General features: G+C 42.8%; 23 protein-coding genes and 2 riboswitches. Of the genes, 9 read left to right on the top strand and 14 right to left on the bottom strand.

The genetic code is table 11. The annotated features are described in order from the left end of the window. Window positions 1–58 precede the first annotated feature (58 nt). Window positions 59–1,102: a membrane protein gene (locus tag MHI44_RS18980; protein WP_021479408.1), complete on the bottom strand. Its 1,044-nt coding sequence runs from the start codon at window positions 1,100–1,102 to the stop codon at window positions 59–61. A 364-nt stretch (window positions 1,103–1,466) separates the two neighbouring features. Between MHI44_RS18980 and clpE the strand changes: the two genes are divergently transcribed. From clpE to motB, 3 genes are all read left to right on the top strand, one after another. After that, the gene (gene clpE, locus MHI44_RS18975) at window positions 1,467–3,566 is read left to right on the top strand and encodes an ATP-dependent protease ATP-binding subunit ClpE (protein WP_038427619.1); all 2,100 of its coding nucleotides are present in this window, start codon (window positions 1,467–1,469) and stop codon (window positions 3,564–3,566) included. Window positions 3,567–3,949: 383 nt separating this feature from the next. Then, on the top strand, window positions 3,950–4,762 hold the full coding sequence (motA, locus tag MHI44_RS18970) for a flagellar motor stator protein MotA (RefSeq protein ID WP_003238984.1): 813 nt from the start codon (window positions 3,950–3,952) through the stop codon (window positions 4,760–4,762). Continuing rightward, window positions 4,734–5,519: a flagellar motor protein MotB gene (gene motB, locus MHI44_RS18965; RefSeq protein ID WP_339202531.1), complete on the top strand. Its 786-nt coding sequence runs from the start codon at window positions 4,734–4,736 to the stop codon at window positions 5,517–5,519. The genes motA and motB overlap by 29 nt, the downstream gene beginning before the upstream one ends. Before the next feature lie 39 nt (window positions 5,520–5,558). Here the strand turns inward: motB and mhqR are convergent, their stop codons facing one another. Further along, complete coding sequence (gene mhqR / locus MHI44_RS18960) at window positions 5,559–5,996, bottom strand: MarR family transcriptional regulator MhqR (RefSeq protein WP_003232475.1); 438 nt, start codon at window positions 5,994–5,996, stop codon at window positions 5,559–5,561. A gap of 192 nt (window positions 5,997–6,188) precedes the next feature. On the opposite strand from mhqR, the gene kinD reads away from it, so the two are divergent. Next, window positions 6,189–7,709, top strand: coding sequence for a sporulation kinase KinD (kinD, locus tag MHI44_RS18955; RefSeq protein ID WP_080287604.1), 1,521 nt, complete (start codon window positions 6,189–6,191; stop codon window positions 7,707–7,709). A gap of 27 nt (window positions 7,710–7,736) precedes the next feature. Here the strand turns inward: kinD and MHI44_RS18950 are convergent, their stop codons facing one another. Together MHI44_RS18950 and spo0E are read right to left on the bottom strand one after the other, a co-directional pair. Beyond that, window positions 7,737–8,168, bottom strand: a complete 432-nt coding sequence (locus MHI44_RS18950; protein WP_003245685.1) for a hypothetical protein — start codon at window positions 8,166–8,168, stop codon at window positions 7,737–7,739. 85 nt (window positions 8,169–8,253) lie between these two features. Next, the gene (gene spo0E, locus MHI44_RS18945; RefSeq protein ID WP_003218598.1) at window positions 8,254–8,511 is read right to left on the bottom strand and encodes an aspartyl-phosphate phosphatase Spo0E; all 258 of its coding nucleotides are present in this window, start codon (window positions 8,509–8,511) and stop codon (window positions 8,254–8,256) included. Between the two features lie 202 nt (window positions 8,512–8,713). Here spo0E and MHI44_RS18940 point away from each other — a divergent pair, with 202 nt between their 5' ends. Beyond that, window positions 8,714–9,034 carry a YkvA family protein gene (locus MHI44_RS18940; RefSeq protein WP_032721424.1) on the top strand — a complete coding sequence of 107 codons (321 nt, stop codon included), beginning with the start codon at window positions 8,714–8,716 and terminating at the stop codon, window positions 9,032–9,034. A gap of 40 nt (window positions 9,035–9,074) precedes the next feature. Here MHI44_RS18940 and mtnD read toward each other — a convergent pair whose 3' ends face one another. From mtnD to mtnE, 5 genes are all read right to left on the bottom strand, one after another. Further along, on the bottom strand, window positions 9,075–9,611 hold the full coding sequence (mtnD, locus tag MHI44_RS18935) for an acireductone dioxygenase (RefSeq protein WP_003232483.1): 537 nt from the start codon (window positions 9,609–9,611) through the stop codon (window positions 9,075–9,077). 14 nt (window positions 9,612–9,625) lie between these two features. Beyond that, a complete protein-coding gene (locus MHI44_RS18930; protein WP_128992732.1) occupies window positions 9,626–10,255 on the bottom strand; it encodes a methylthioribulose 1-phosphate dehydratase in 630 nt (209 codons plus the stop codon). Continuing rightward, window positions 10,213–10,920, bottom strand: coding sequence for a 2-hydroxy-3-keto-5-methylthiopentenyl-1-phosphate phosphatase (gene mtnX / locus MHI44_RS18925; RefSeq protein ID WP_003232486.1), 708 nt, complete (start codon window positions 10,918–10,920; stop codon window positions 10,213–10,215). The genes MHI44_RS18930 and mtnX overlap by 43 nt, the downstream gene beginning before the upstream one ends. After that, window positions 10,917–12,134 (bottom strand): 2,3-diketo-5-methylthiopentyl-1-phosphate enolase, encoded by a 1,218-nt coding sequence (mtnW, locus tag MHI44_RS18920; protein WP_033884236.1) that lies wholly within the window; start codon window positions 12,132–12,134, stop codon window positions 10,917–10,919. The genes mtnX and mtnW overlap by 4 nt, the downstream gene beginning before the upstream one ends. A gap of 84 nt (window positions 12,135–12,218) precedes the next feature. Then, window positions 12,219–12,319: riboswitch (SAM riboswitch) on the bottom strand. 38 nt (window positions 12,320–12,357) lie between these two features. Then, complete coding sequence (gene mtnE / locus MHI44_RS18915; protein ID WP_213420070.1) at window positions 12,358–13,554, bottom strand: pyridoxal phosphate-dependent aminotransferase; 1,197 nt, start codon at window positions 13,552–13,554, stop codon at window positions 12,358–12,360. Window positions 13,555–13,648: 94 nt separating this feature from the next. Between mtnE and MHI44_RS18910 the strand changes: the two genes are divergently transcribed. From MHI44_RS18910 to mtnA, 3 genes are all read left to right on the top strand, one after another. Beyond that, the gene (locus MHI44_RS18910; protein ID WP_319620546.1) at window positions 13,649–14,428 is read left to right on the top strand and encodes a carbon-nitrogen family hydrolase; all 780 of its coding nucleotides are present in this window, start codon (window positions 13,649–13,651) and stop codon (window positions 14,426–14,428) included. A gap of 83 nt (window positions 14,429–14,511) precedes the next feature. Then, a riboswitch (SAM riboswitch) is annotated at window positions 14,512–14,668 on the top strand. 92 nt (window positions 14,669–14,760) lie between these two features. Next, window positions 14,761–15,954, top strand: a complete 1,194-nt coding sequence (mtnK, locus tag MHI44_RS18905) for an S-methyl-5-thioribose kinase (RefSeq protein ID WP_339203586.1) — start codon at window positions 14,761–14,763, stop codon at window positions 15,952–15,954. 7 nt (window positions 15,955–15,961) lie between these two features. Then, entirely contained in the window at window positions 15,962–17,023 is a 1,062-nt protein-coding gene (mtnA, locus tag MHI44_RS18900; protein ID WP_046380979.1) for an S-methyl-5-thioribose-1-phosphate isomerase, read from the top strand. A 33-nt stretch (window positions 17,024–17,056) separates the two neighbouring features. On the opposite strand, the gene MHI44_RS18895 is transcribed toward mtnA, so the two are convergent. The 3 genes from MHI44_RS18895 to kinE all read right to left on the bottom strand — a co-directional run bounded on the left by MHI44_RS18895 (window position 17,057) and on the right by kinE (window position 19,983). Next, window positions 17,057–17,182: a hypothetical protein gene (locus MHI44_RS18895; RefSeq protein WP_003232500.1), complete on the bottom strand. Its 126-nt coding sequence runs from the start codon at window positions 17,180–17,182 to the stop codon at window positions 17,057–17,059. A 90-nt stretch (window positions 17,183–17,272) separates the two neighbouring features. Then, window positions 17,273–17,770, bottom strand: coding sequence for a methylated-DNA--protein-cysteine methyltransferase (ogt, locus tag MHI44_RS18890; protein ID WP_029726987.1), 498 nt, complete (start codon window positions 17,768–17,770; stop codon window positions 17,273–17,275). Continuing rightward, entirely contained in the window at window positions 17,767–19,983 is a 2,217-nt protein-coding gene (gene kinE / locus MHI44_RS18885) for a sporulation two-component system sensor histidine kinase KinE (protein ID WP_029317709.1), read from the bottom strand. The genes ogt and kinE overlap by 4 nt, the downstream gene beginning before the upstream one ends. Before the next feature lie 252 nt (window positions 19,984–20,235). On the opposite strand from kinE, the gene MHI44_RS18880 reads away from it, so the two are divergent. After that, on the top strand, window positions 20,236–21,258 hold the full coding sequence (locus MHI44_RS18880) for an acyltransferase family protein (protein WP_003245573.1): 1,023 nt from the start codon (window positions 20,236–20,238) through the stop codon (window positions 21,256–21,258). 40 nt (window positions 21,259–21,298) lie between these two features. On the opposite strand, the gene MHI44_RS18875 is transcribed toward MHI44_RS18880, so the two are convergent. Both MHI44_RS18875 and MHI44_RS18870 read right to left on the bottom strand, forming a co-directional pair. Then, complete coding sequence (locus tag MHI44_RS18875) at window positions 21,299–21,481, bottom strand: hypothetical protein (protein WP_029317708.1); 183 nt, start codon at window positions 21,479–21,481, stop codon at window positions 21,299–21,301. 2 nt (window positions 21,482–21,483) lie between these two features. Beyond that, window positions 21,484–21,639 (bottom strand): hypothetical protein, encoded by a 156-nt coding sequence (locus MHI44_RS18870; protein ID WP_003232510.1) that lies wholly within the window; start codon window positions 21,637–21,639, stop codon window positions 21,484–21,486. Window positions 21,640–21,664: the final 25 nt, after the last annotated feature.

Here is a 21,664-nt window from a genome sequence, read left to right as displayed (position 1 = left end):
TCCCCGGTTCCTAGATCAATTATCGCTCTATAGTGACGGTTCGTTTCATTATATATATTTATAAACTGCGCCGCCGAGGAGCTTTTTTGCAAAGCAAAGCGCCTATGAAGGCCAGGCTCACATAGCCAAACAAGGGATAAATCGTTGAAATAAGCCTGCCGTACCCTATTTGGCTCGTAATATAAGCCGTGATCATAATGGCCGCAAAGATATATTTGCTTTTCACTGGAAGAAAGCTTTGCACTTGTTTTTCTAATCCATATAGATTACCGATAACTGATGTGAACACTTCTCCGAAAATAATGAGTAAATAAATCAAATGGACAGATCGTGCAAAGAGATAAACCACTTGTGCCATCGGTATATCATACAAAAATACATCCGGAAGAGTTGACAAAGACAGAAAACTCGCGGACAGCACAATCGTCAGCATCGTCCCTCCGATTAAAGCGCCTTTTTTGATCACTTTCTCCGAGGACATTTCATTCGCCAGCGGAACCAAAACTGCTTGGGCAAGCGATAAATTCAAAGCCCCGTAAGAAAAGGCTGATAACAGCCAATCCCAGCGATGCGGCCAGACCCACTGAGCTGCGTTTCGTGATTCGCTGAATATAAAAGAGTCGGCCACCACAATCATTGAAAAGAGGATTAAAAGGGGAACAACAAACACATTGACACCGAAAATGCCTTTTACTCCTCTAGTCATCACAATTAAGCTCAGACCGATTGTAATAAGCATCCCAATCTGAGCGGACATCCCCAGCTGTTCCTCAAAAAGCGCCCCTGCCCCTGAAAGCATGACAGATGTAACTCCGAGGAGAACAAACAGCATAAATACATTGATAATCCGCCCAGCCGCCGCCCCGAACAAAAAGATGTTCATTTCTTGATATGACTTGGCATTGATTCGCTTTGAAATGATCATCAGCTTGGCGCCCAGAAACGTAAACATTCCGCCGCTGACGAGAATGCCGAATAAACCGAACCAGCCGAACTTCAGAAAAAACTCAACAATTTCTCTGCCAGTCGCAAATCCAGCTCCGACTACTGTGCCGACATACACAAAAGCAAGCTGACTTGCAGACCCTTTTGATTGTTCCATTTCTCCCCTCCGAACGAACCGCAGTTTTGTCCATAGATGCCTTTTTATAACCTATGAGACAAGTTCCTTGAAAAGACGAAGAAAACATGTTTTACTTTGTAACAAATTAAAAAATGTTGTGCAAAAGACTTGAAAGTCAAAGATGGTCAGAGTATACTATTAATCAAAGTTGGTCAAACAAACCGGCCTTTTTTAAAAACCAATTGGTCAAAGATAGTCAAATATTCAGTCTGCTTTGAGCATATTGGTTTGAAAGCCGTTAAGTTTGCCGTATACTAATAGTCAAAGAAGGTCAAATCCAATAGACCTTTTTATTCACTTTCATTGGTCAAAGAAGATCAAATTATTAAGGAGGTTTTGGCAAATGCGTTGTCAACATTGTCATCAAAACGAGGCGACGATTCGCCTTAACATGCAAATAAATTCCGTTCATAAACAGATGGTTCTTTGTGAAACTTGCTATAACGAACTGACCCGTAAACCTTCAATGAGTATGGGTCCTCAATCTTTCGGATTTCCGTTTGAACAGGCATTCCAGCCGAAAGAAAAGAGCGCAGCAAAACAAAGCGGAAAAAAAGGGCTGCTTGATGAGCTGGCTCAAAATATTACAAACGGTGCTAAAGCCGGTCTCATTGATCCCGTCATCGGCCGTGATGATGAAGTGGCGCGAGTGATCGAAATTCTAAACCGCCGCAACAAAAACAATCCGGTTCTTATTGGTGAGCCGGGTGTGGGGAAAACTGCCATCGCTGAAGGGCTCGCTTTAAAAATTGCTGAAGGCGATGTTCCAAACAAACTGAAAAACAAAGAGCTATACTTGCTTGATGTTGCATCCCTTGTTGCAAATACAGGGATCAGAGGCCAATTTGAGGAGAGAATGAAACAGCTGATCACTGAGCTGAAGGAACGAAAAAATGTCATTCTGTTCATTGATGAAATTCACCTTCTCGTCGGCGCAGGCTCTGCAGAAGGATCAATGGACGCCGGCAACATTCTCAAACCGGCCCTAGCCAGAGGCGAACTGCAAGTCATTGGCGCGACAACACTGAAAGAATATCGTCAAATCGAAAAAGATGCCGCGCTGGAAAGACGTTTTCAGCCTGTCATGGTGCAGGAGCCTTCAATTGAACAGGCTATCCTCATTCTGCAAGGGATTAAAGACAAATACGAGGCATACCATGGCGTAACATTCAGTGATGAAGCAATCAAAGCGTGTGTCACTTTATCATCCCGCTACATTCAGGACAGACACCTGCCGGATAAAGCAATTGATTTATTAGATGAAGCAGGTTCAAAAGCCAACCTGTTAATTGATGAACTGAATGATGAGGATGCCGCTGAACGCTTAACTGCAATTGAAGCCGAAAAAACAAAAGCCCTGGAAGATGAAAATTACGAACTGGCGGCAAAACTCCGTGATGAAGAACTCGCATTGGAGAAAAAACTGAACAGCTCCTCCGCTCATACCGCTGTCACTGTGGAAGCTGAGCACATTCAGGAAATTGTTGAACAAAAAACAGGCATCCCTGTCGGCAAACTGCAGGCAGACGAACAAACGAAAATGAAAGAACTCGAAGCAAAACTTCATGAACGCGTGATTGGACAAGAAGCCGCTGTTCAAAAAGTGGCAAAGGCGGTAAGACGAAGCCGCGCCGGTTTAAAATCCAAAAACAGACCAGTCGGCTCCTTCCTCTTCGTCGGTCCTACCGGCGTAGGGAAAACAGAGCTTTCTAAAACACTGGCAGATGAATTATTCGGCACAAAAGACGCTATTATCCGACTCGATATGAGCGAATACATGGAGAAACACGCCGTATCTAAAATTATCGGTTCACCGCCTGGATATGTCGGCCATGAGGAAGCTGGACAATTAACTGAGAAAGTGCGCCGCAATCCTTACAGCATTGTGTTGCTGGATGAGATTGAAAAAGCACACCCAGACGTTCAGCATATGTTCCTGCAAATTATGGAAGATGGCCGTCTGACAGACAGCCAAGGCAGAACCGTAAGCTTCAAAGACACTGTGATCATCATGACAAGTAATGCGGGTGCTGGTGAGAAACAAACGAAAGTCGGTTTCCAATCAGATGACAGTGTCATCGAAGAACAAACATTAATTGATTCACTGAGCATGTTCTTTAAACCTGAGTTCCTCAACCGTTTTGACAGCATTATTGAGTTCCGCTCATTGGAAAAAGAACATCTTGTCAAAATCGTCAGCCTTCTTCTTGGAGAACTTGAAGAAACATTGGCGGAACGGGGCATTAGCTTGAATGTGACAGATGAAGCGAAAGAAAAAATCGCTGAGCTGGGCTACCACCCTTCATTCGGTGCACGTCCGCTTAGAAGAACCATCCAAGAATGGGTTGAGGATGAAATGACCGATCTGCTGCTTGATAATGGCGAGATCACAAGTTTTCACGTGATTTTAGAAGATGATAAAATCAAAGTGCGAGCGAAATAACAATCAGCGGTTTCCTTTTAGGAAGCCGCTTTTTTTATGCTTTCATACTCTTGACTTAGAAAATACCGTCCCTTCCCCTGAAGCGCTACTTCCCTTCATCCTTTACACTTTTTTTAAGGAGGGATGGAACATGTTTATATACAGTGAATATGTATTTCTACTATTATATGAATACCATCTGAAGGACAGCTTGCAAGAAAGCTGCTAATTTCAGTAGACACCCGGGCTTTTCAATTTTGGAGAGCCCGTTTTTGTTTATTTCTCCCTTCTATGCCTCTTCCTTGAATATTTCATGAACAAATTCACAATGTCCCTAAAGTTCCGGGCACCAAAACCGATATTAACCATAGACAAGCTAGTAAAAAAGGATTTGGTGAAAAACTATGGATAAAACTTCGTTAATCGGTATTATTCTTGCTTTTGTGGCATTGAGCGTCGGGATGGTTCTGAAAGGCGTCAGTTTCAGCGCCCTTGCAAACCCCGCTGCCATTTTAATTATTATCGCCGGGACAATCTCAGCAGTCGTTATTGCGTTCCCAACAAAAGAAATTAAAAAAGTGCCTGCGCTGTTTCGAGTGTTATTTAAGGAAAATAAACAGCTCACAATAGAGGAACTCATTCCTATGTTCTCTGAATGGGCTCAGCTTGCACGCCGCGAAGGTCTGCTTGCTTTAGAAGCAAGCATTGAGGATGTAGATGATGCTTTCTTGAAAAACGGGCTCAGCATGGCTGTTGACGGGCAAAGCGCGGAATTTATCAGAGATATTATGACAGAGGAAGTCGAAGCAATGGAGGACAGACACCAAGCCGGAGCCGCTATTTTTACACAAGCAGGAACGTACGCTCCGACACTTGGAGTACTCGGCGCTGTAATCGGGCTGATTGCCGCTCTCTCTCATATGGACAATACAGATGAGCTTGGACACGCCATCAGTGCCGCCTTTGTTGCCACACTTCTCGGTATCTTTACAGGGTATGTGTTATGGCATCCTTTCGCAAATAAATTAAAACGAAAATCAAAACAAGAAGTAAAACTGCGTGAGGTCATGATTGAAGGTGTTTTATCCGTTTTAGAAGGACAGGCACCGAAAGTCATCGAACAAAAGCTTTTAATGTATCTTCCTGCGAAGGACCGCTTGAAATTTGCAGAACAAGGAGAGGCGCAAAATGGCGAGAAAAAAGAAGAAGAAGCATGAGGACGAGCACGTTGATGAATCATGGCTCGTTCCTTACGCCGACATCCTTACTCTTCTCCTGGCATTGTTTATTGTGCTGTACGCGAGCAGCTCGATTGACGCAGCTAAGTTTCAAATGCTCTCAAAATCATTTAATGAAGTTTTTACAGGCGGAACCGGTGTACTGGACTACTCCAGTGTCACTCCTCCTGAAAACGAGTCAGACGGCATCGATGAAGTGAAAAAGGAAAAAGAAGAGAAAGAGAAAAACAAGAAAGAAAAAGAAAAAGCAGCTGATCAAGAAGAACTTGAAAATGTGAAGAGCCAGGTGGAAAAGTTCATCAAAGATAAAAAGCTGGAACATCAGCTGGAGACGAAGATGACTAGTGAAGGCCTTCTGATTACGATTAAAGACAGCATCTTCTTTGATTCTGGAAAAGCGAACATCCGTAAGGAAGATGTGCCGCTTGCAAAAGAGATTTCAAATCTTCTTGTGATTAACCCGCCAAGAAATATCATTATCAGCGGACATACTGATAATATGCCAATTAAAAATTCTGAATTCCAATCAAACTGGCATTTAAGCGTCATGAGAGCGGTAAACTTTATGGGGCTCCTGATTGAAAACCCCAAGCTCGATGCAAAAGTGTTCAGCGCCAAGGGTTATGGCGAGTATAAACCGGTGGCTTCCAACAAAACTGCGGAAGGCCGAAGCAAAAACCGGCGGGTTGAAGTTCTCATTTTGCCAAGAGGCGCAGCGGAAACAAATGAAAAATAGCAAAAAAGGAAGCCTTGTGACATATCAGGCTTCCTTTTTTTACTTATTATGAAACTGTTTTGCGTTTAATCCTACTCTTTTTAACATTTCGGTGCACATCTCTACCTCTTCTTCGCTTAATACGCTGATCATTTCATCAATTTCAGCAGCGTGATCAGGGAAAATATCGTTCAAAAGACCGATGCCTTTTTCAGTAATTTGCGCAAATGTCACTCGTCTGTCTGTAGGAGACGCTTTCCGAATGAGAAGTTCTTTTTGCTCCAGCTTATCTACAACGTATGTGATGCTCCCGCTAGCCAAGAGAATTTTATCTCCTATCTGCTGCAGCGGCTGATCGCCTTTATGGTACAAAAGCTCTAGCACAGCAAATTCAGTCGGATTCAGCCCATGCTTATGAATATGCTTATTCATATGATCGTTAATAGACCGATACGCGCGCGACAGCACGATAAATAACTTCAGTGATTTTTCTGTCATGTCTCAATCATCCTTTTAGAAACCGTTACAGAGAAACATTAATAAACAAAGACCAAAATGTCAATAAAAATCTTTCCAATATTTCTCTTCTTTTTTTAAATGTAAGCTTGCCAACACCTTTTTCTAATTTTTTTGGTTATTTTTTCTTATTAAAGAAGAAGAAACAATGATATAATACCTCTAATCAGGTGTATGTTGGAGCGATGCAAATTGAAAATACTAAAAGGCGCCTGCGGGAGAGTCAAACTTTATATCATACTGGTCGTGATTCCGGCAATCGTCATCAGCTTTTTCGTATATGAAAAAGAAAAAGATACAATAGCTGCAGAACATAAACAAGAAGCAAGTGTCCTGCTAAACCTTCACCGCAACAAAATCAATTATTTAATCGGAGAAACAATGGCGAGAATGACCTCCTTGTCCATCGCCATCGACAGACCGGTTGATATAAAGAAAATGCAGTCAATTTTGGAAAAGACCTTTGATTCAGAGCCGAGATTTTCCGGTCTCTATTTTCTCAATGCCAAAGGAGACGTCACCGCAAGCACAACCGAATTAAAAACGAAAGTAAACCTGGCCGACAGATCTTTTTTTACAAAAGCAAAGGAAACTAAAAAGACAGTCATTTCAGATAGTTATTCGAGCAGAATTACTGGTCAGCCAATTTTCACAATTTGTGTGCCTGTTTTGGACTCAAAACGAAATGTGACAGATTATCTTGTCGCAGCTATTCAAATTGATTATTTGAAAAATCTCATTAACTTGCTGAGCCCTGATGTTTATATTGAAGTTGTGAACCAAGACGGGAAAATGATTTTTGCGAGCGGACAAGCCTCTCATGCAGAGGATCAGAAACCTGTCAGCGGATATCTGGATGATATCAGCTGGAATATGAAAGTCTATCCGAACCCGGTCACAATAGAAGAACTGTCGAAAAGCCTTGTGCTTCCGCTTTCATGTATTATTGTTCTGCTGAATATCCTTTTTATTCTCGTGCTGTATTATTTGCTGAAGCGGCAGACCCAGCTGGAGCGCTCAGAAAACGAGGCGCAAAAATTAGAGCTGATCGGGACGCTTGCTGCCAGCACAGCCCATGAAATCCGTAACCCCCTCACCGGGATAAGCGGCTTTATTCAGCTGTTGCAAAAGAAATATAAAGGTGAGGAAGATCAGCTTTACTTCTCCATTATCGAACAGGAGATCAAACGCATCAATCAAATAGTGAGTGAGTTTCTCGTTCTCGGCAAGCCGACAGCTGAAAAATGGGAGCTGAACTCACTTCAGGACATTATCGGAGAAATTATGCCGATCATTTATTCTGAGGGCAATCTATACAATGTTGAAGTCGAATTACAGTATTTAACCGAGCAGCCCTTACTCGTAAAATGTACAAAAGATCATATTAAACAAGTGATTTTAAATGTAGCAAAAAATGGCCTCGAGTCAATGCCTGAAGGAGGCAAACTGACGATCTCCCTAGGAGCTTTAGATAAAAAAGCCATAATCAAAGTTGTGGATAACGGTGAAGGGATTTCTCAGGAAATGCTGGATCACATCTTCCTTCCCTTTGTTACTTCTAAAGAAAAAGGAACCGGTCTCGGCCTTGTTGTTTGTAAACGGATCGTGCTGATGTACGGAGGCTCTATTCATATTGAAAGTGAAGTGCGAAGAGGCACAGAGGTGACAATCGCCCTCCCCGTATCCGCATCATAGCCCCCCTGACCATGTCAGGAGGGTTTTTTATCTTCGTGATCGGGCATTGCCATTCGATTTGCTTGCTGGTCTTCCAGAAAAAAGGATTTTGATGAAACGCAACAGCATTTTCAAAAGCAAAAAAAACATAAAAAATACTAAAAAACCCTTTATACCTTCCGTGGCATCTAAAAACTCCATATTCCCTCTACCCGTCACCTTTTGCTGAATCTCAATCGCAAATACGATGACAATGATGACTGTAACAGTATAGATAAAGGACAAGGCTGTCATACTCCATTTAGAAAGCCATGTAAACACAGCGTGAGTGACGCCGAAAAAGAATATGCCAAAAATGCCGATCACCCAAAAATGCATTTCTTTGTCAGTTAAATGAATGCCAAATATTCCGCATAAGGAAATAAAAGCATCATGAAATTGATTGACCATTTCGGTAATGAGAATCGCCAGTTCCTTCATTAGTTCCCTCTTTCATATGAATTTTTTCCAGAAAAAAAGAGCGCTTCCGAAAAGCTCTCTCTTTATATATGCATCTGATAGGCCGCTATTTATTTGCATCATATGCTGGCATAACATCTCTGCGGGGCCACAAGCCTAATTTCTTTACAAGGCCTTGAATCCCTTGGGAATGTTCGTTTTCTTGCATAAGCTGATGATATTCATTTATTAAACAATCCAGCTCCTGACTGTGCCTGATCGTGTCATGCCCTGTAAATCCCTGCTTTCTAGCGGCATCTATCATTAACTTTCTTTTTTCATCAATAGACACCAACAATCTTTCTTGTTCAGAAGAACCGCCCATTCACTTCACCCCTCGCCGCTAAGAAATAGGAAACAAGTTTGATTGGGTTATTGTGCATTATTACAGATTATACTTTATTTGTAAACATATTTTCATTAAATAAGTTAATTTTTCAGGTATAATAGATATATTGATAGGATTAGAAGAACAATACCCAGGTGAAGAATATCTTAAACACGCCGCCAGGCAGGAGGTATGCCCAATGAAGAAAAAGAAAGCAATTATGCTCGGAGCGGCAGGCGGAAAAGCAATTTTGAAGAGGAAAAACCGAAAAAAATGTATCCAGCACATCACTACTTTTTTTCAGATGCTTCGCGATTGGCGAAATGGCGACTACCCTCGTTCACAGGTTAAAACACTTTTGCTGTTAACTGCCGCAATCCTGTATATCGTCATGCCGCTCGATATCATTCCAGACGTCATCCTCGGTCTTGGATTCATTGACGATGCAGCTGTTTTAGGTTTGATTTGGACAATGATTAAAAAAGAACTGTCACAGTATGAAAAGTGGCGTTTGCAATAAATATAAAAAGCCCCGTTCGATGAACGGGGCTATCTCATGCTTATTGATTCACGCTGTCTTTTTCATAAATAGGAACCCAGCCTTCAGTTGTGACAAAAATTCTCACCGCGACAACTTTGCGGTCCTCCTGAAGCGTGAAGTAATGGCGGATATTCTCAGGCACGGAGATTAAATCTCCAGGGTTTAAACGGACATCAAAAAACGTGCCGTCCTTGCCTTGAATGACAAAAATACCGTGTCCGCTTACAATAAAACGAACCTCATCGTCTGTATGGTGATGCTCTCTTTTAAAGTTTTCAAGCAGTTCATCAAGTTTCGGATTGCTGTCTGACAATGAAATAACATCCTGTGCTTTATAGCCGCGGCGGGTTGAGATATCTTTAATTTCAGTTTCGAAGGTATCAAGAATTTGCTGTTTTTCTTCTTCTGTCAGGTCATATTTCTCTGAGAGATGTTCCGGAAGCTTCGTGATATCCCATTGCTCATAAATAACCTCTTGACTGTCCAGAAAGCTTGCCACTTCCTCTTGATTTTCAATCGTTGTATTTGCCTCATCATGAATTCGAATTGTAGCCATTTCAATTCCTCCTTTTATTTAACCAGCTGATGCTGGAGTGTTTTCAATTTCAAATGGTAGCTGAACAAAAATTCATACGCTTCAAGCACTCTTTTTGCCTCAAATGCTGTTTTCCCCCAAGCCGTAATACCATGATTTCGGATCAGAACAGCTCCTGAATCTTCTGAAATCTCTTCCACAAACAGTGCCGCAAGCGTCGGGATATGTGCCGGATTTTCTATAATCGGAACGGTCACTTCTGCGTTCTCTTCCCACAAGCCGAGTGCTTTTATAATTTCCTGGCCTTTGAATGTGATTTTCTTTTGGTCTCCGTATAACTCTGAAATCACATTATTGTTTACCGTATGGACATGCAGGCAGCATCCGGCATTGGTTTTATTGTACAAATGTGTATGCAAAAGCGTTTCTGCTGACGGTTTCAGAGAATGCCCGCTTTCAGCAGGCTCTCCGTTTTGATCGACCAGCAGAAAATCTTCAACCGTCTCTTTACGTTTATCTTTTCCGCTTGCAGTGACGAGAAATGTTAAAGGCTCATCTGTAACCTTAATTGATAGATTACCGCTAGTCGCCGGAAACCAATCTCTCTCTGCCAATTCCCGTTTTACTTCAGCGAGCTCTCGCCAGCGTTCTTGTTTTGCAGCCATTCCTGTACCTCCTTTACATTCTCAATTTCCTTTCTGATCTCATAAAAATCTTGATACGGAAGATGATTGAGGTTTTGCTCCCGACATTCGTTTAATAAATAATCCCTTGCAAAGCATAGGTCAGACAGCTTTGCTGCCTCCACATCTGTAACCGAATCACCGATCATGATGATATATTGGTTCGGTTCAGAAAGTTCATGGATGACCGACGGCTTACAGCACCCGCATTGATTGCTGCATGTGCCCTTGCAGGAATGAGGCCAGTCAATATGGATATAGTCATTGTCAAATGAAGCATGGTTGCAATAAATGCGGTCTTTCTCCACAATGCCTTCAAGCAAAGGATATACAAAAAAGTCCATTCCACCGCTTATGACATAAAACGGAATCTCGTGCTCATTGATAAATGCTACAAATTCCCGAAAGCCTTCCCTGATTTTTGCATCTTCCAATACAAAACTTGTAATCTCTTCTTTTAAACGGCTGGGCAGAAGGCCGAACATCCGCCCGACACCTTCCTTGATCGACAGCGTTTTGGAAAGTACGCCGTCTTTTAATGCCACCCACTCTGGGGGAGCAAATGTTTTCATGATATTTATAATGTTGTCGTTCATCGTGATTGTTCCGTCAAAATCACAAATAATAAAAGGTTTTCGAGTCGTCATACGGCTTCAACCTTTCCCCATTTATCTAGCGCAAGCTTAAGATCCTTGCATTGTTCGGCTTTTTCATCAATCGGCTGGGCCTCTAGGACCGCATCAATAATGGCTCTGAACGCTCGCCCCCCGCCTTGGGCACCGTTCGGATGTCCATGTACGCCTCCTCCGGCGTTAATAATGTGGTCTATGCCGAAATCACGCATTAATAGCGGAACCATGCCGGGATGAATGCCTGCTGACGGAACAGCAAATGTTTGGTTAAAAGCATCCTCTCTCACACATTCTTCATGAATCGCCAGTGCATCTGCTCTTGGAAGCGCAACCGAACCATATGGAGACGGAAAGAGGCTGAAGTCAGCACCGCAATATCGATTTAATTTTCCGAGTAAAAGAGCGTGAGAAAAACCGTAAAACGGAGAAGACGTAAACGCTCCGCTCACTGCTGGATGCGCCATAATCGGAACTGGGATTTCAGGATCTTCTGCTAGGCCTTGCATAACGTCCAAGCCGTAAGCAAAGACATTAAACAAAAGCGCATCCGCTCCCAGCTCGGCGGCGCGTCTCGCTTTGTCTTTCAGATCAGCCGTACGTCCAGTCAAATTCACCGCATACAGCGTTTTATGTCCGGTTTGCTCATACGTTTCTTTCAATATTTGCTTTCCTTCTGCAATTCTTGTTTCAAAAGGCGCTAGACCTGTCTCAAAGAAAATTTCATCGTCTTTAATCAAGTCAACTCCGCCAAGCGCCTGCTGCCGGAGCTGTTCTTTAATATCACTCAGGTCCCTTCCGATTACGCCTTTAAATATGCTCATTAACAGCGGTCTCTCAAACTCTCCCAGCAGCTTTCGGATGCCGTATACGCCAAACTTCGGTCCCGGCAGTGCACGCTTAAATGCTTCAGAGAAGTGAAGATCGATTAATTTGATTTTTCCGTCCAGGGACAGCTTGCCAAACACTGTTGTCAGCAAAGCCGGAATATCCTGAGAGAAATTGATTTCAGGATAGGCAATTGTGATGACCGCTTGTTTTTCTGATGCAGGAGTTCCCTCTCTCTCCTCAACTTTTATCACACGCCCCTTGTGCTTTTGCATTTGCTCCTGTTTTACAAGGGGCAGATCAGTCCAGGAGCCTACTGTCAATCCTGTTGCGATTTGTTCTGCTTTCTTCTCTGTATCGGCTCCCGGTTCGGTCAGGAGATATGTCGCTAATAACTCACTCATGCCAGAGCTCCTTTCATTTTCATCCATATCAAAAAACCTCTTCAAACTGCAATCGCGTCTAAAGAGGTTTCGTTTCTCGTCCGAATCTTATCTCTCAGCCGCTAGCTGCAAGAATTAGCACCGTGCTTTATAAGTCGGTTGCCGGGCTTCATCGGGCTCGTCCCTCTGCCTGCTCTTGATAAGAAAATATAGATTTTATAAATTATTTTGAATTATCCCATCGTTATAAGGTCTTGTCAATGCTTTTTTGGGTAAACAGGTTCAGTTTGCCAATTCGATAAGCGGCTTCCTTAAGTCTTTCTTCACTTGTTAAAAGTCCGACTCTGACGTAGCCCTCGCCATATTCACCGAAGCCGTTTCCAGCCGCAACTGCCACATTCGCTTTTTCCAGCAAAAGATCTGAGAACTGCTCTGAAGTATAGCCTTCAGGCACAGGCAGCCATGCAAAAAAAGAACCTGCGGGAGCTGTTACATCCCAGCCGATTTCCCGGCATGCCGTGATCCAAGCGTTTCTCCTGCTCTCATACCTGGCATTTTGCTCTGCCACACACGTCTGATCGGCTAACAGTGCCTCTGCTGCAGCCTCCTGAGTCGCTCTGAAAAGACTGACAAACATATGGTCTTGATAAAGATTGATCGCTTCAATGACCGAAGAGTTTCCGACGGCAAAGCCAACCCGCCATCCTGCCATATTATACGTTTTTGACAGCGTGTAAATTTCAATTCCGATATCCTTCGCACCTTCAGTCTGCAAAAAGCTTAAAGGCTTGCAGCCGTCAAATCCTACAGCGCCGTAAGCAAAATCGTGAACGACGCAGATTCCGTTTTCAGCCGCAAAACGCACGGTATCTTCAAAGAACTCGGAAGTAGCAACAGCTCCAGTCGGATTATTCGGATAATTTAAATACATCAATTTCGCCTGTTCCCTTACTTCAGCGGTTATGCTGCTGTAATCAGGGAGAAACGCCCTGTCCTTTACGAGCGGCATCATTTCCATCTTTGCTTTTGCAAGTGTGACACCCGACCAGTAATCAGGATAACCCGGATCGGGAACTAAAATCGTATCACCGGGATTCAACAAGCATTGCGGGAGCTCGACTAGACCGGCTTTTCCGCCGAATAATACAGCGACTTCGGTTTCCGGATCCAGATCAATGCCGTATTCTCTTTTGTAAAATGCAGCAGCCGCTGACTTCAGACGGTATGAGCCGCGAAAAGAAGAATATTTATGATTCTCAGGATCAGCAACAGCTCGTTTCATCTCCTCGACAATATGTTCAGGAGTCGGCTGATCTGGATTTCCCTGTCCTAGATTGATAACGTCATGTCCTTCTGCGAGCTTTCGGTTCACTTTCTGCACCAGAGAAGCGAAGAATTGTTTAGGCAATTCCTTCAATACATGAGACTGTTCAAATTTCATCTATTCTCACCTTCTAAAAAAATCTTGAAATGATAGTCCATCATCATATATGGTTAAATGAAAAAAGTAAAGAAAAATTTGGGGTGTTAAAAAGATGAAATGGACGATATCTTGTCTTCAATTTGATATTTCATACGGCAAAACTTCGGAAAATATAAAAAAAGCTGAATTTTTCATCGAAAAAGAAAGCAAACATGCTGATGTTCTTGTTCTGCCTGAATTATGGACGACCGGATATGATCTGGCCAATCTTGATGAACTCGCTGATGAAGACGGCCGCTCCGCTCAGAGCTGGCTGAAGAAAACGGCAAAAAAACATGGTGTTCATATTGTCGCCGGATCGGTCGCTGTCAGGAAGAATTCTGATGTTTATAATACAATGTACATCGCGGATAAGGAAGGGCAAATCATTAAAGAGTACAGAAAAGCCCATCTTTTTCAGCTGATGGATGAGCATCTGTATTTATCAGCCGGTTCCGAAGACGGATACTTTGAGCTTGACGGCGTCAAAAGCTCAGGATTGATCTGTTACGATATCCGTTTTCCGGAATGGATCAGAAAACATACGACAAAAGGCGCCAACGTGCTGTTTATTTCTGCGGAATGGCCTCTTCCCCGCCTTGATCATTGGAAAAGCCTGCTTATTGCGCGGGCCATTGAAAACCAATGCTTTGTCGCAGCCTGCAATTGTACCGGTTCAAATCCGGATAATGAATTTGCAGGACATAGCCTGATTATTGATCCATGGGGACGTGTACTTGCTGAAGGCGGCCGGGAAGAAGGCATAGTCCGAGCGGAAATCGACCTTCAAGAAAGCGCAGAAGTTCGGGAGAGCATTCCTGTTTTCAATGATATCAGAAAAGATTTATATTAAAAAATATATTGACAACTAACTAAATTACCTGTTACCATGTTCATCAACTGATAAATTAGAATTGTCAAACAAGTGAATATATTCTCTTATCGAGAGTTGGGCGAGGGATTTGGCCTTTTGACCCCAACAGCAACCGACCGTAATTCCATTGTGAAATGGGGCGCATCTTTTTCGCGCCGAGACGCTGGTCTCTTAAGGCACGGTGCTAATTCCATTCAGATCTGATCTGAGAGATAAGAGAGGCGGACATAGATGTTAAGCCTCCTTCTCTCTGAGAAGGAGGCTTTTTTACGGCTACATATTAAGTGATTACATAATTGGAGGTTATGATGATGGGAGTCACAAAAACACCTTTATACGAAACGTTAAATGAAAGCTCCGCTGTGGCGTTGGCGGTGAAGCTTGGCCTTTTTCCAAGCAAAAGCACGCTGACATGCCAGGAGATCGGAGACGGCAACTTAAATTACGTTTTTCATATTTATGATCAAGAACACGACAGAGCATTGATCATTAAACAGGCGGTTCCGTATGCAAAAGTGGTGGGAGAAAGCTGGCCGCTGACAATCGACCGTGCAAGAATCGAAAGCAGCGCTCTCATCCGTCAGGGCGAGCATGTGCCTCACCTGGTTCCAAGAGTGTTTTATTCTGATACGGAAATGGCGGTTACCGTCATGGAGGATCTCTCTCACCTCAAGATCGCAAGAAAAGGACTCATTGAGGGTGAAAACTATCCTCATCTGTCGCAGCACATCGGTGAATTTTTAGGAAAAACACTTTTCTACTCATCAGATTACGCGCTTGAACCTAAGGTGAAAAAACAGCTTGTTAAACAGTTTACAAATCCAGAGCTATGCGACATTACGGAAAGACTTGTTTTTACAGATCCTTTCTTCGACCATGACACAAATGATTTTGAAGAAGAGCTTCGTCCTTTTGTCGAAAAGCTTTGGAATAATGACAGCGTTAAAATCGAAGCCGCTAAGCTGAAAAAGTCATTTTTAACGTCTGCAGAAACGTTGATTCATGGTGATTTGCATACAGGAAGCATTTTCGCAAGTGAGCACGAAACAAAGGTGATTGATCCTGAGTTTGCTTTTTACGGACCGATCGGCTTTGATGTAGGGCAATTTATCGCCAACTTATTTTTGAACGCACTCAGCCGTGACGGGGCTGACAGAGAGCCGTTATATGAACATGTCAAAAAGGTCTGGGAAACGTTTGAAGAGACGTTTAGTGAATCCTGGCAGAAGGGCAGTCTGGATGTTTACGCCAACATCGACGGTTACCTCACTGATACGCTCAGCCATATTTTTGAAGAAGCAATCGGATTTGCGGGCTGTGAGCTGATACGACGCACGATCGGCCTTGCCCATGTAGCTGACCTGGATACGATCGTGCCGTTTGATAAACGAATCGGCAGAAAACGCTTGGCGCTCGAAACCGGCACAGCCTTTATCGAAAAACGTTCGGAATTCAAAACGATAACAGATGTTATTGAATTATTTAAGTTACTTGTAAAGGAATGATCCATTCATGACCCATTCATTTGCTGTTCCACGTTCTGTTGAATGGAAAGAAACAGCTATTACCATTTTAAATCAGCAAAAGCTTCCTGATGAGACGGAATATTTGGAGCTGACGACGAAAGAGGATGTATTTGATGCGATTGTCACGCTCAAAGTAAGGGGCGCTCCGGCGATCGGCATTACGGCTGCCTTCGGACTGGCGCTTGCTGCCAAAAACATTGAAACAGATAATGTCACGGAATTCCGCCGCAGACTGGAAGACATCAAACAATATTTAAACAGCTCACGGCCTACCGCCATTAATTTGTCATGGGCGCTTGAGAGACTGAGTCATTCGGTCGCAAACGCGATTTCCGTAAATGAAGCAAAAACAAACCTTGTCCATGAAGCCATTCAGATTCAGGTTGAGGATGAGGAAACGTGCCGGTTGATCGGCCAAAACGCCCTGCAGCTTTTCAAAAAAGGCGACAGGATCATGACAATCTGCAATGCCGGCTCAATCGCGACAAGCCGCTATGGAACGGCGCTAGCTCCGTTTTACTTGGCCAAACAAAAAGATTTGGGATTACACATTTATGCCTGTGAAACAAGGCCTGTCCTGCAAGGTTCACGCCTTACTGCTTGGGAGCTGATGCAGGGGGGCATTGATGTCACTCTGATCACAGACAGCATGGCTGCCCATACGATGAAGGAAAAACAAATTTCCGCTGTTATCGTCGGAGCCGACCGAATTGCAAAGAACGGTGATACGGCAAATAAAATCGGCACATACGGTCTTGCTATTTTAGCAAACGCCTTTGATATTCCGTTTTTTGTCGCCGCACCTTTATCTACATTTGATACAAAGGTCAAATGCGGCGCTGATATCCCGATAGAGGAACGAGATCCCGAGGAAGTCAGGCAGATTTCCGGAGTTCGGACCGCTCCATCCAATGTGCCTGTCTTTAATCCCGCTTTCGACATTACACCTCATGATCTCATTTCAGGAATCATCACAGAAAAAGGGATTATGACCGGAAACTATGAAGAAGAGATTGAACAGCTGTTTAGAGGAGAAAAGGTGCATTAAAAAACCGCTGGACTTTGCTCATTTGGAGCCGAGTCAGCGGTTTTTTTGTTTCTTTTTGTTAACATTGATGATTTCATCTTTTTGAGCGCTTGATAAGATATGCAGTTTCACAAACAGTTCGGCAAAAACAGCAAGTTTCTCAGAGCGGCTCGGCTTCAATTGCTTTGTCCTCCTTTTTCACCAGACCAACTTTTTTAACTTAATAAAATGATATGTCGGCCGTGAAAAAAAGGGAACGTGCCATATGTTTTATTTTTCTTTATAGGAGATTCGCTCGATGTTTAGCAAAAATGCTTTGATCTCCGTTTTGCTTCCGGCGTATCCTGTTAACGCACTGTTTTTGCCGATCACTCTGTGGCACGGGACAAAAATCGGCAGGTCGTTACGTTTATTAGCCTGTCCGACAGCGCGCACCGCTTTCGGACTGCCGACCGCAGCGGCAATATCTGCATAGCTTCGGGATTCACCATATGGAATCCTCTCCAGCGCCTTCCACACTTTTTGCTGAAAAGGAGTGCCCTTTTGGCTGAGCGGCAGGGAGAATGTCTTCCTTTCGCCTGCGAAATATTCTTGAAGCTGTTGTTTCGCTTCTGCAAGATTAGATGTTTCCTTGTGCTCAGTATTCTGAACCGTTTCTTTCCAATCCACCCAATCTTCCTGACTGAGAAATAGACGAGTGATCCGGTCATCCTCTTCGGCAATGATAAGTTCACCGAGCGGCGTTTCGGCTGTCGTATAGTAGTTCATTCATCATTCCTTCTTTCTTCAGCATTCTGTCTGACAGGAAGCGTAATATGGAAAACGGTGCCCTTCCCTTCTTCACTTTCTACCATAATTTCGCCTTGATGTTCTTCAATAATTTTATAGCTTACCATAAGCCCAAGTCCAGTTCCCCGTTCCTTTGTCGTATAAAACGGTTCACCAAGTCGCTTTAATTTATCTTCTGTCATTCCGATTCCCTCGTCTTTTAAGGAGATTAGAACATGATCTTGATCCAATGCCTTTATCGTTACAAAAATATTTCCGCCGTCAGGCATCACTTCGATGGCGTTTTTTAATATATTGATAAAAACCTGTTTCAGCTGATTCGGTTCACAGTAAATCGGGGGAATGTCGTCAATTAAATCAAGTTGCATTTGTACATTGCTGAGATTGGCTTGCGCATTTAGAAGGTCTATCGTGTCCCTCATAATTTGGGTAACATGTTTTTCCTCATACATAATGGCCTGGGGCTTAGCTAAAATCAAGAATTCGGTGATGATGGATTCGATGCGCTTTAGTTCTGAGGTGATCACGTTGAAGTAAAGGGCGTAGTCTCCCTCGACACTCCCTTTCAGAAGCTGAATGAAGCCTTTAAGAGCAGTCATCGGATTTCTGATTTCATGAGCAATGCCGGCTGCGAGTTCGCCGACAACATGAAGGGTATCTGATTTGCGCAGGCGTTCCTCCAATTCTTTTCGCTCTGTTACGTCTTTAAAGATAGCCAAGTTCATATTTTGAATAATATTCCGTTTAAATGAGAATTCGAGTTTTCTGTTATCACCGCTGCTCAGCAAAAATGGAATTTCGTTGTCCATTTCATCAAAATTAATCTGCCTTGCCGGTGATGCCAGATTTTCTATTTCATAAGCAGAAATAATATCTAACAAGCTGTGCTGTTTTATCTCTTCATGTGACAGTCCCAAAATATGGCTTGCTAACGGGTTGGCGTCAATGATCCTGTATTGATTGTCGAACAATACATTGCCGTCCATTGAGCCGTTGAACACTTTTCTGAATTTCAGCTCGCTTTCCCGAAGCTCCTTTTCCATCCGCTTTCTGTCGCTTACATTTCTTAAGATCGTCAAATGCTGATTTTCAAGGATTGTCCGTTTTGAAGTAAATTCAAGCTCTTTGAATTGGCCGTTCCCCATTTGAAACAGCAGCTCTTCTCTGATCTCTCCGTATTTTGCGTATTTCCTCTTCGTTATGCTGTATTTCTGCTGCGAGTCAACGAGAAAATCACACAGCTTTCTTTTCAACAGCAAATTCATCGGCAGCTCAAAAATTTTACAGGCTGATTGATTCGCTTTTACGATTCTTCCGTCATTCGACCAGATGATGATGGCGTCCATTGCATTTTCAAAGATTTCTCTGAAGCGCTCCTCACTTTTAAAGAGCTGTAGCTCCATAGACCGCTTCTCTGTGATATCCCTCATAATGGACATATAAAAACCGCTGATGATGTTTGATGTAATCGTGAATTCAAATAGTTTTTGAACTCCTGAACGAAGCTTGACAGGCAGCTCCCCCTTCGCTTTTCCCTTGCGGTTGAGCGCCTTCCAGATATTGTCGAAATCTTTTCGTGAGCCGCTGTCTATGAACTCATACAACGATAAATGAGACAGCTCATTATGATTGATTTCAAAGCTTTTACAAAAGGACAAATTGGCATCAATAAAACCGCCATCTTTATCAAACAGGACGATTCCGTCAACTGCTCTGTCAAACAAGTCCTTAAAAAGCTGTTCATTCATAGAGAATTCCCGCTCCAGAATCTTCTTAGAAGATATGTCCCTCATGACAACAAAAAAGAAATCCTCGCCAATACCTCTTTTGGCCAGAAACTCTATGTATTTTGTTGCCCCGCAATCAAGCCTGATCGGAACCTCCTTCCACAGAAAGCCTTTTTTAAAAAACTTCTTTACGGAAAGATTCAGTTCATCCTTTGGGATTGAAAACAAAAAATCCAAAACAGAACGCTTTTTCAAATCTTCCGAGTCAACTTGAAGCATCCTTTCTGTTGCTTCATTTGCCTGAACAATCCGCATTTCGTTATCACAAATAAAAATAGCATCGAGCGTATTGTTGACAATCACTTGATGCTGATTCAATTCCTTTTTCAGTCGCGCGTTTTCTTTTTTGAGGCGATTCAGTTCCTCTCGCAGCTCCGAGTTTGTCTGGACACCAAGAGTTTCCATGCATGTACACTCCTTCTTCAAAACCTATCCCTCAATATTTCTACAAAATGCGGGAACTTCCTTCATTTGCCCTATAAATTTCAGAAAATTTCAGCGCCATTACATTACGAAGACATTTTCTACGATCCTTACCATCACTTTACATCGACCTAACAATCAGCTTTTTTTTAGATTCCTTTTTCATCTTTTATTTTAAAATATGTACCAGCAGGGAATAATCTCTTAGTGACTGATGAAAGAGAAGGTGATGCTATGAGTAAATCGCGGGACAGTTATTTCGATAACGCAAAATTTTTATTGATATTCCTTGTTGTATTCGGTCATATCCTTCGTTCCTTTATTAATGATAATCATTTTATGCTCTACCTCTACAAGTTCATTTACACATTCCATATGCCTGCATTTATTCTTGTATCCGGTTATTTCGCGAAAGGCTTTAAACGGGCGGGATATGTAAAAAAGCTGGCGGTCAAGCTGATTATTCCGTATTTGATTTTCCAAATCATTTATTCCGTCTTTTATTACATTATGCAAGATGAAAGCATGGCAAATGTGAACCCGATTGATCCGCAATGGTCGTTATGGTTTCTTGTAAGCTTATTCTTTTGGAACCTGCTCCTATATCCTTTTTCAAAGCTTTCAAAGCAGTGGGCGCTGTTTGTCAGCTGCGGAATCGCCGTGCTGATCGGTTATCTGGACTTTGTCAGCAGCACGCTGAGCTTGTCACGGACATTCGTATTCTTACCGATGTTCCTTGTCGGTTTTTATTTAAATAAACATCATTTTGATTTATTGAGATCAAAACGCGGCAAACAAATTGCGCTCGGAGTGCTTGCCGCAGTATTCGTCATCTGCTGGGGCATCGATTTTGACTATTCTTTTCTGTTTGGTTCAAAACCGTATTCTTCATTTGGAGACGTTACCCTGGTAAGCGGACTATCCCGAATCGGCTGGTATGTACTCGCCTTTGGGGCAACCTTCAGCTTTTTAGCGCTTGTTCCGCAAAAACGGTATTTCTTTACCAAATGGGGAACCCGGACATTTTACGTGTATCTGCTTCACGGGTTTATTATTAAGACATTACGACAGGTCGGGCTTGAGGATTGGCTTACTGACTATCAAAGCTTAGTGATCCTCTTGCTTTTAACAGCAGCCCTGACATCAGTCCTCTCCAGCAACTTTGTTAAGACAGTCGCTCAGCCCTTCATTGAGCTGAGGATGACCAGCTTATTGCAATTTGTCAGAGGAACGGGCAAAAATGCTTATTTAAAATAGAAAAGCACCTCTTAAGCGGACGCCGCCTAAGAGGTCTTTTTTATTGGTGTTTTTTATTTTTGTTTTTTTCTTTTTTCTTTTCAGGCTTGGTGACTTCCAGCGTTTCGATGATCTTCCCGGCATTGTAATCCCCAAGTTCACTTGAGAACTCTTCCTCCAGCACCTTTTTATTCATAGGTTTTTTATGATTTTGCATGTCTTTGCTATGACGGTTTTTCTTCACAATTACATGCCTCCCTGCTGGCCCTGTTTGGAATTGCGGTTTGCCCCTCTAAAATTGGGGTCATCATGATATTGTGTCTTATATGAATTAGGGTCCATGCTCTCGGTAGGTGTATTGTTATTTTTAATGGCTTCATTCACTTCAGCTTTACGCTTCATACGAATCCTCCTCGCCAATTTTCAG

Source organism: Bacillus sp. FSL K6-1366, from assembly GCF_037976695.1.
GTDB lineage: Bacteria > Bacillota > Bacilli > Bacillales > Bacillaceae > Bacillus > Bacillus subtilis.
Note: the sequence above shows the minus strand (reverse complement) of the source record. Positions and strands in the feature narration are given on the sequence as shown.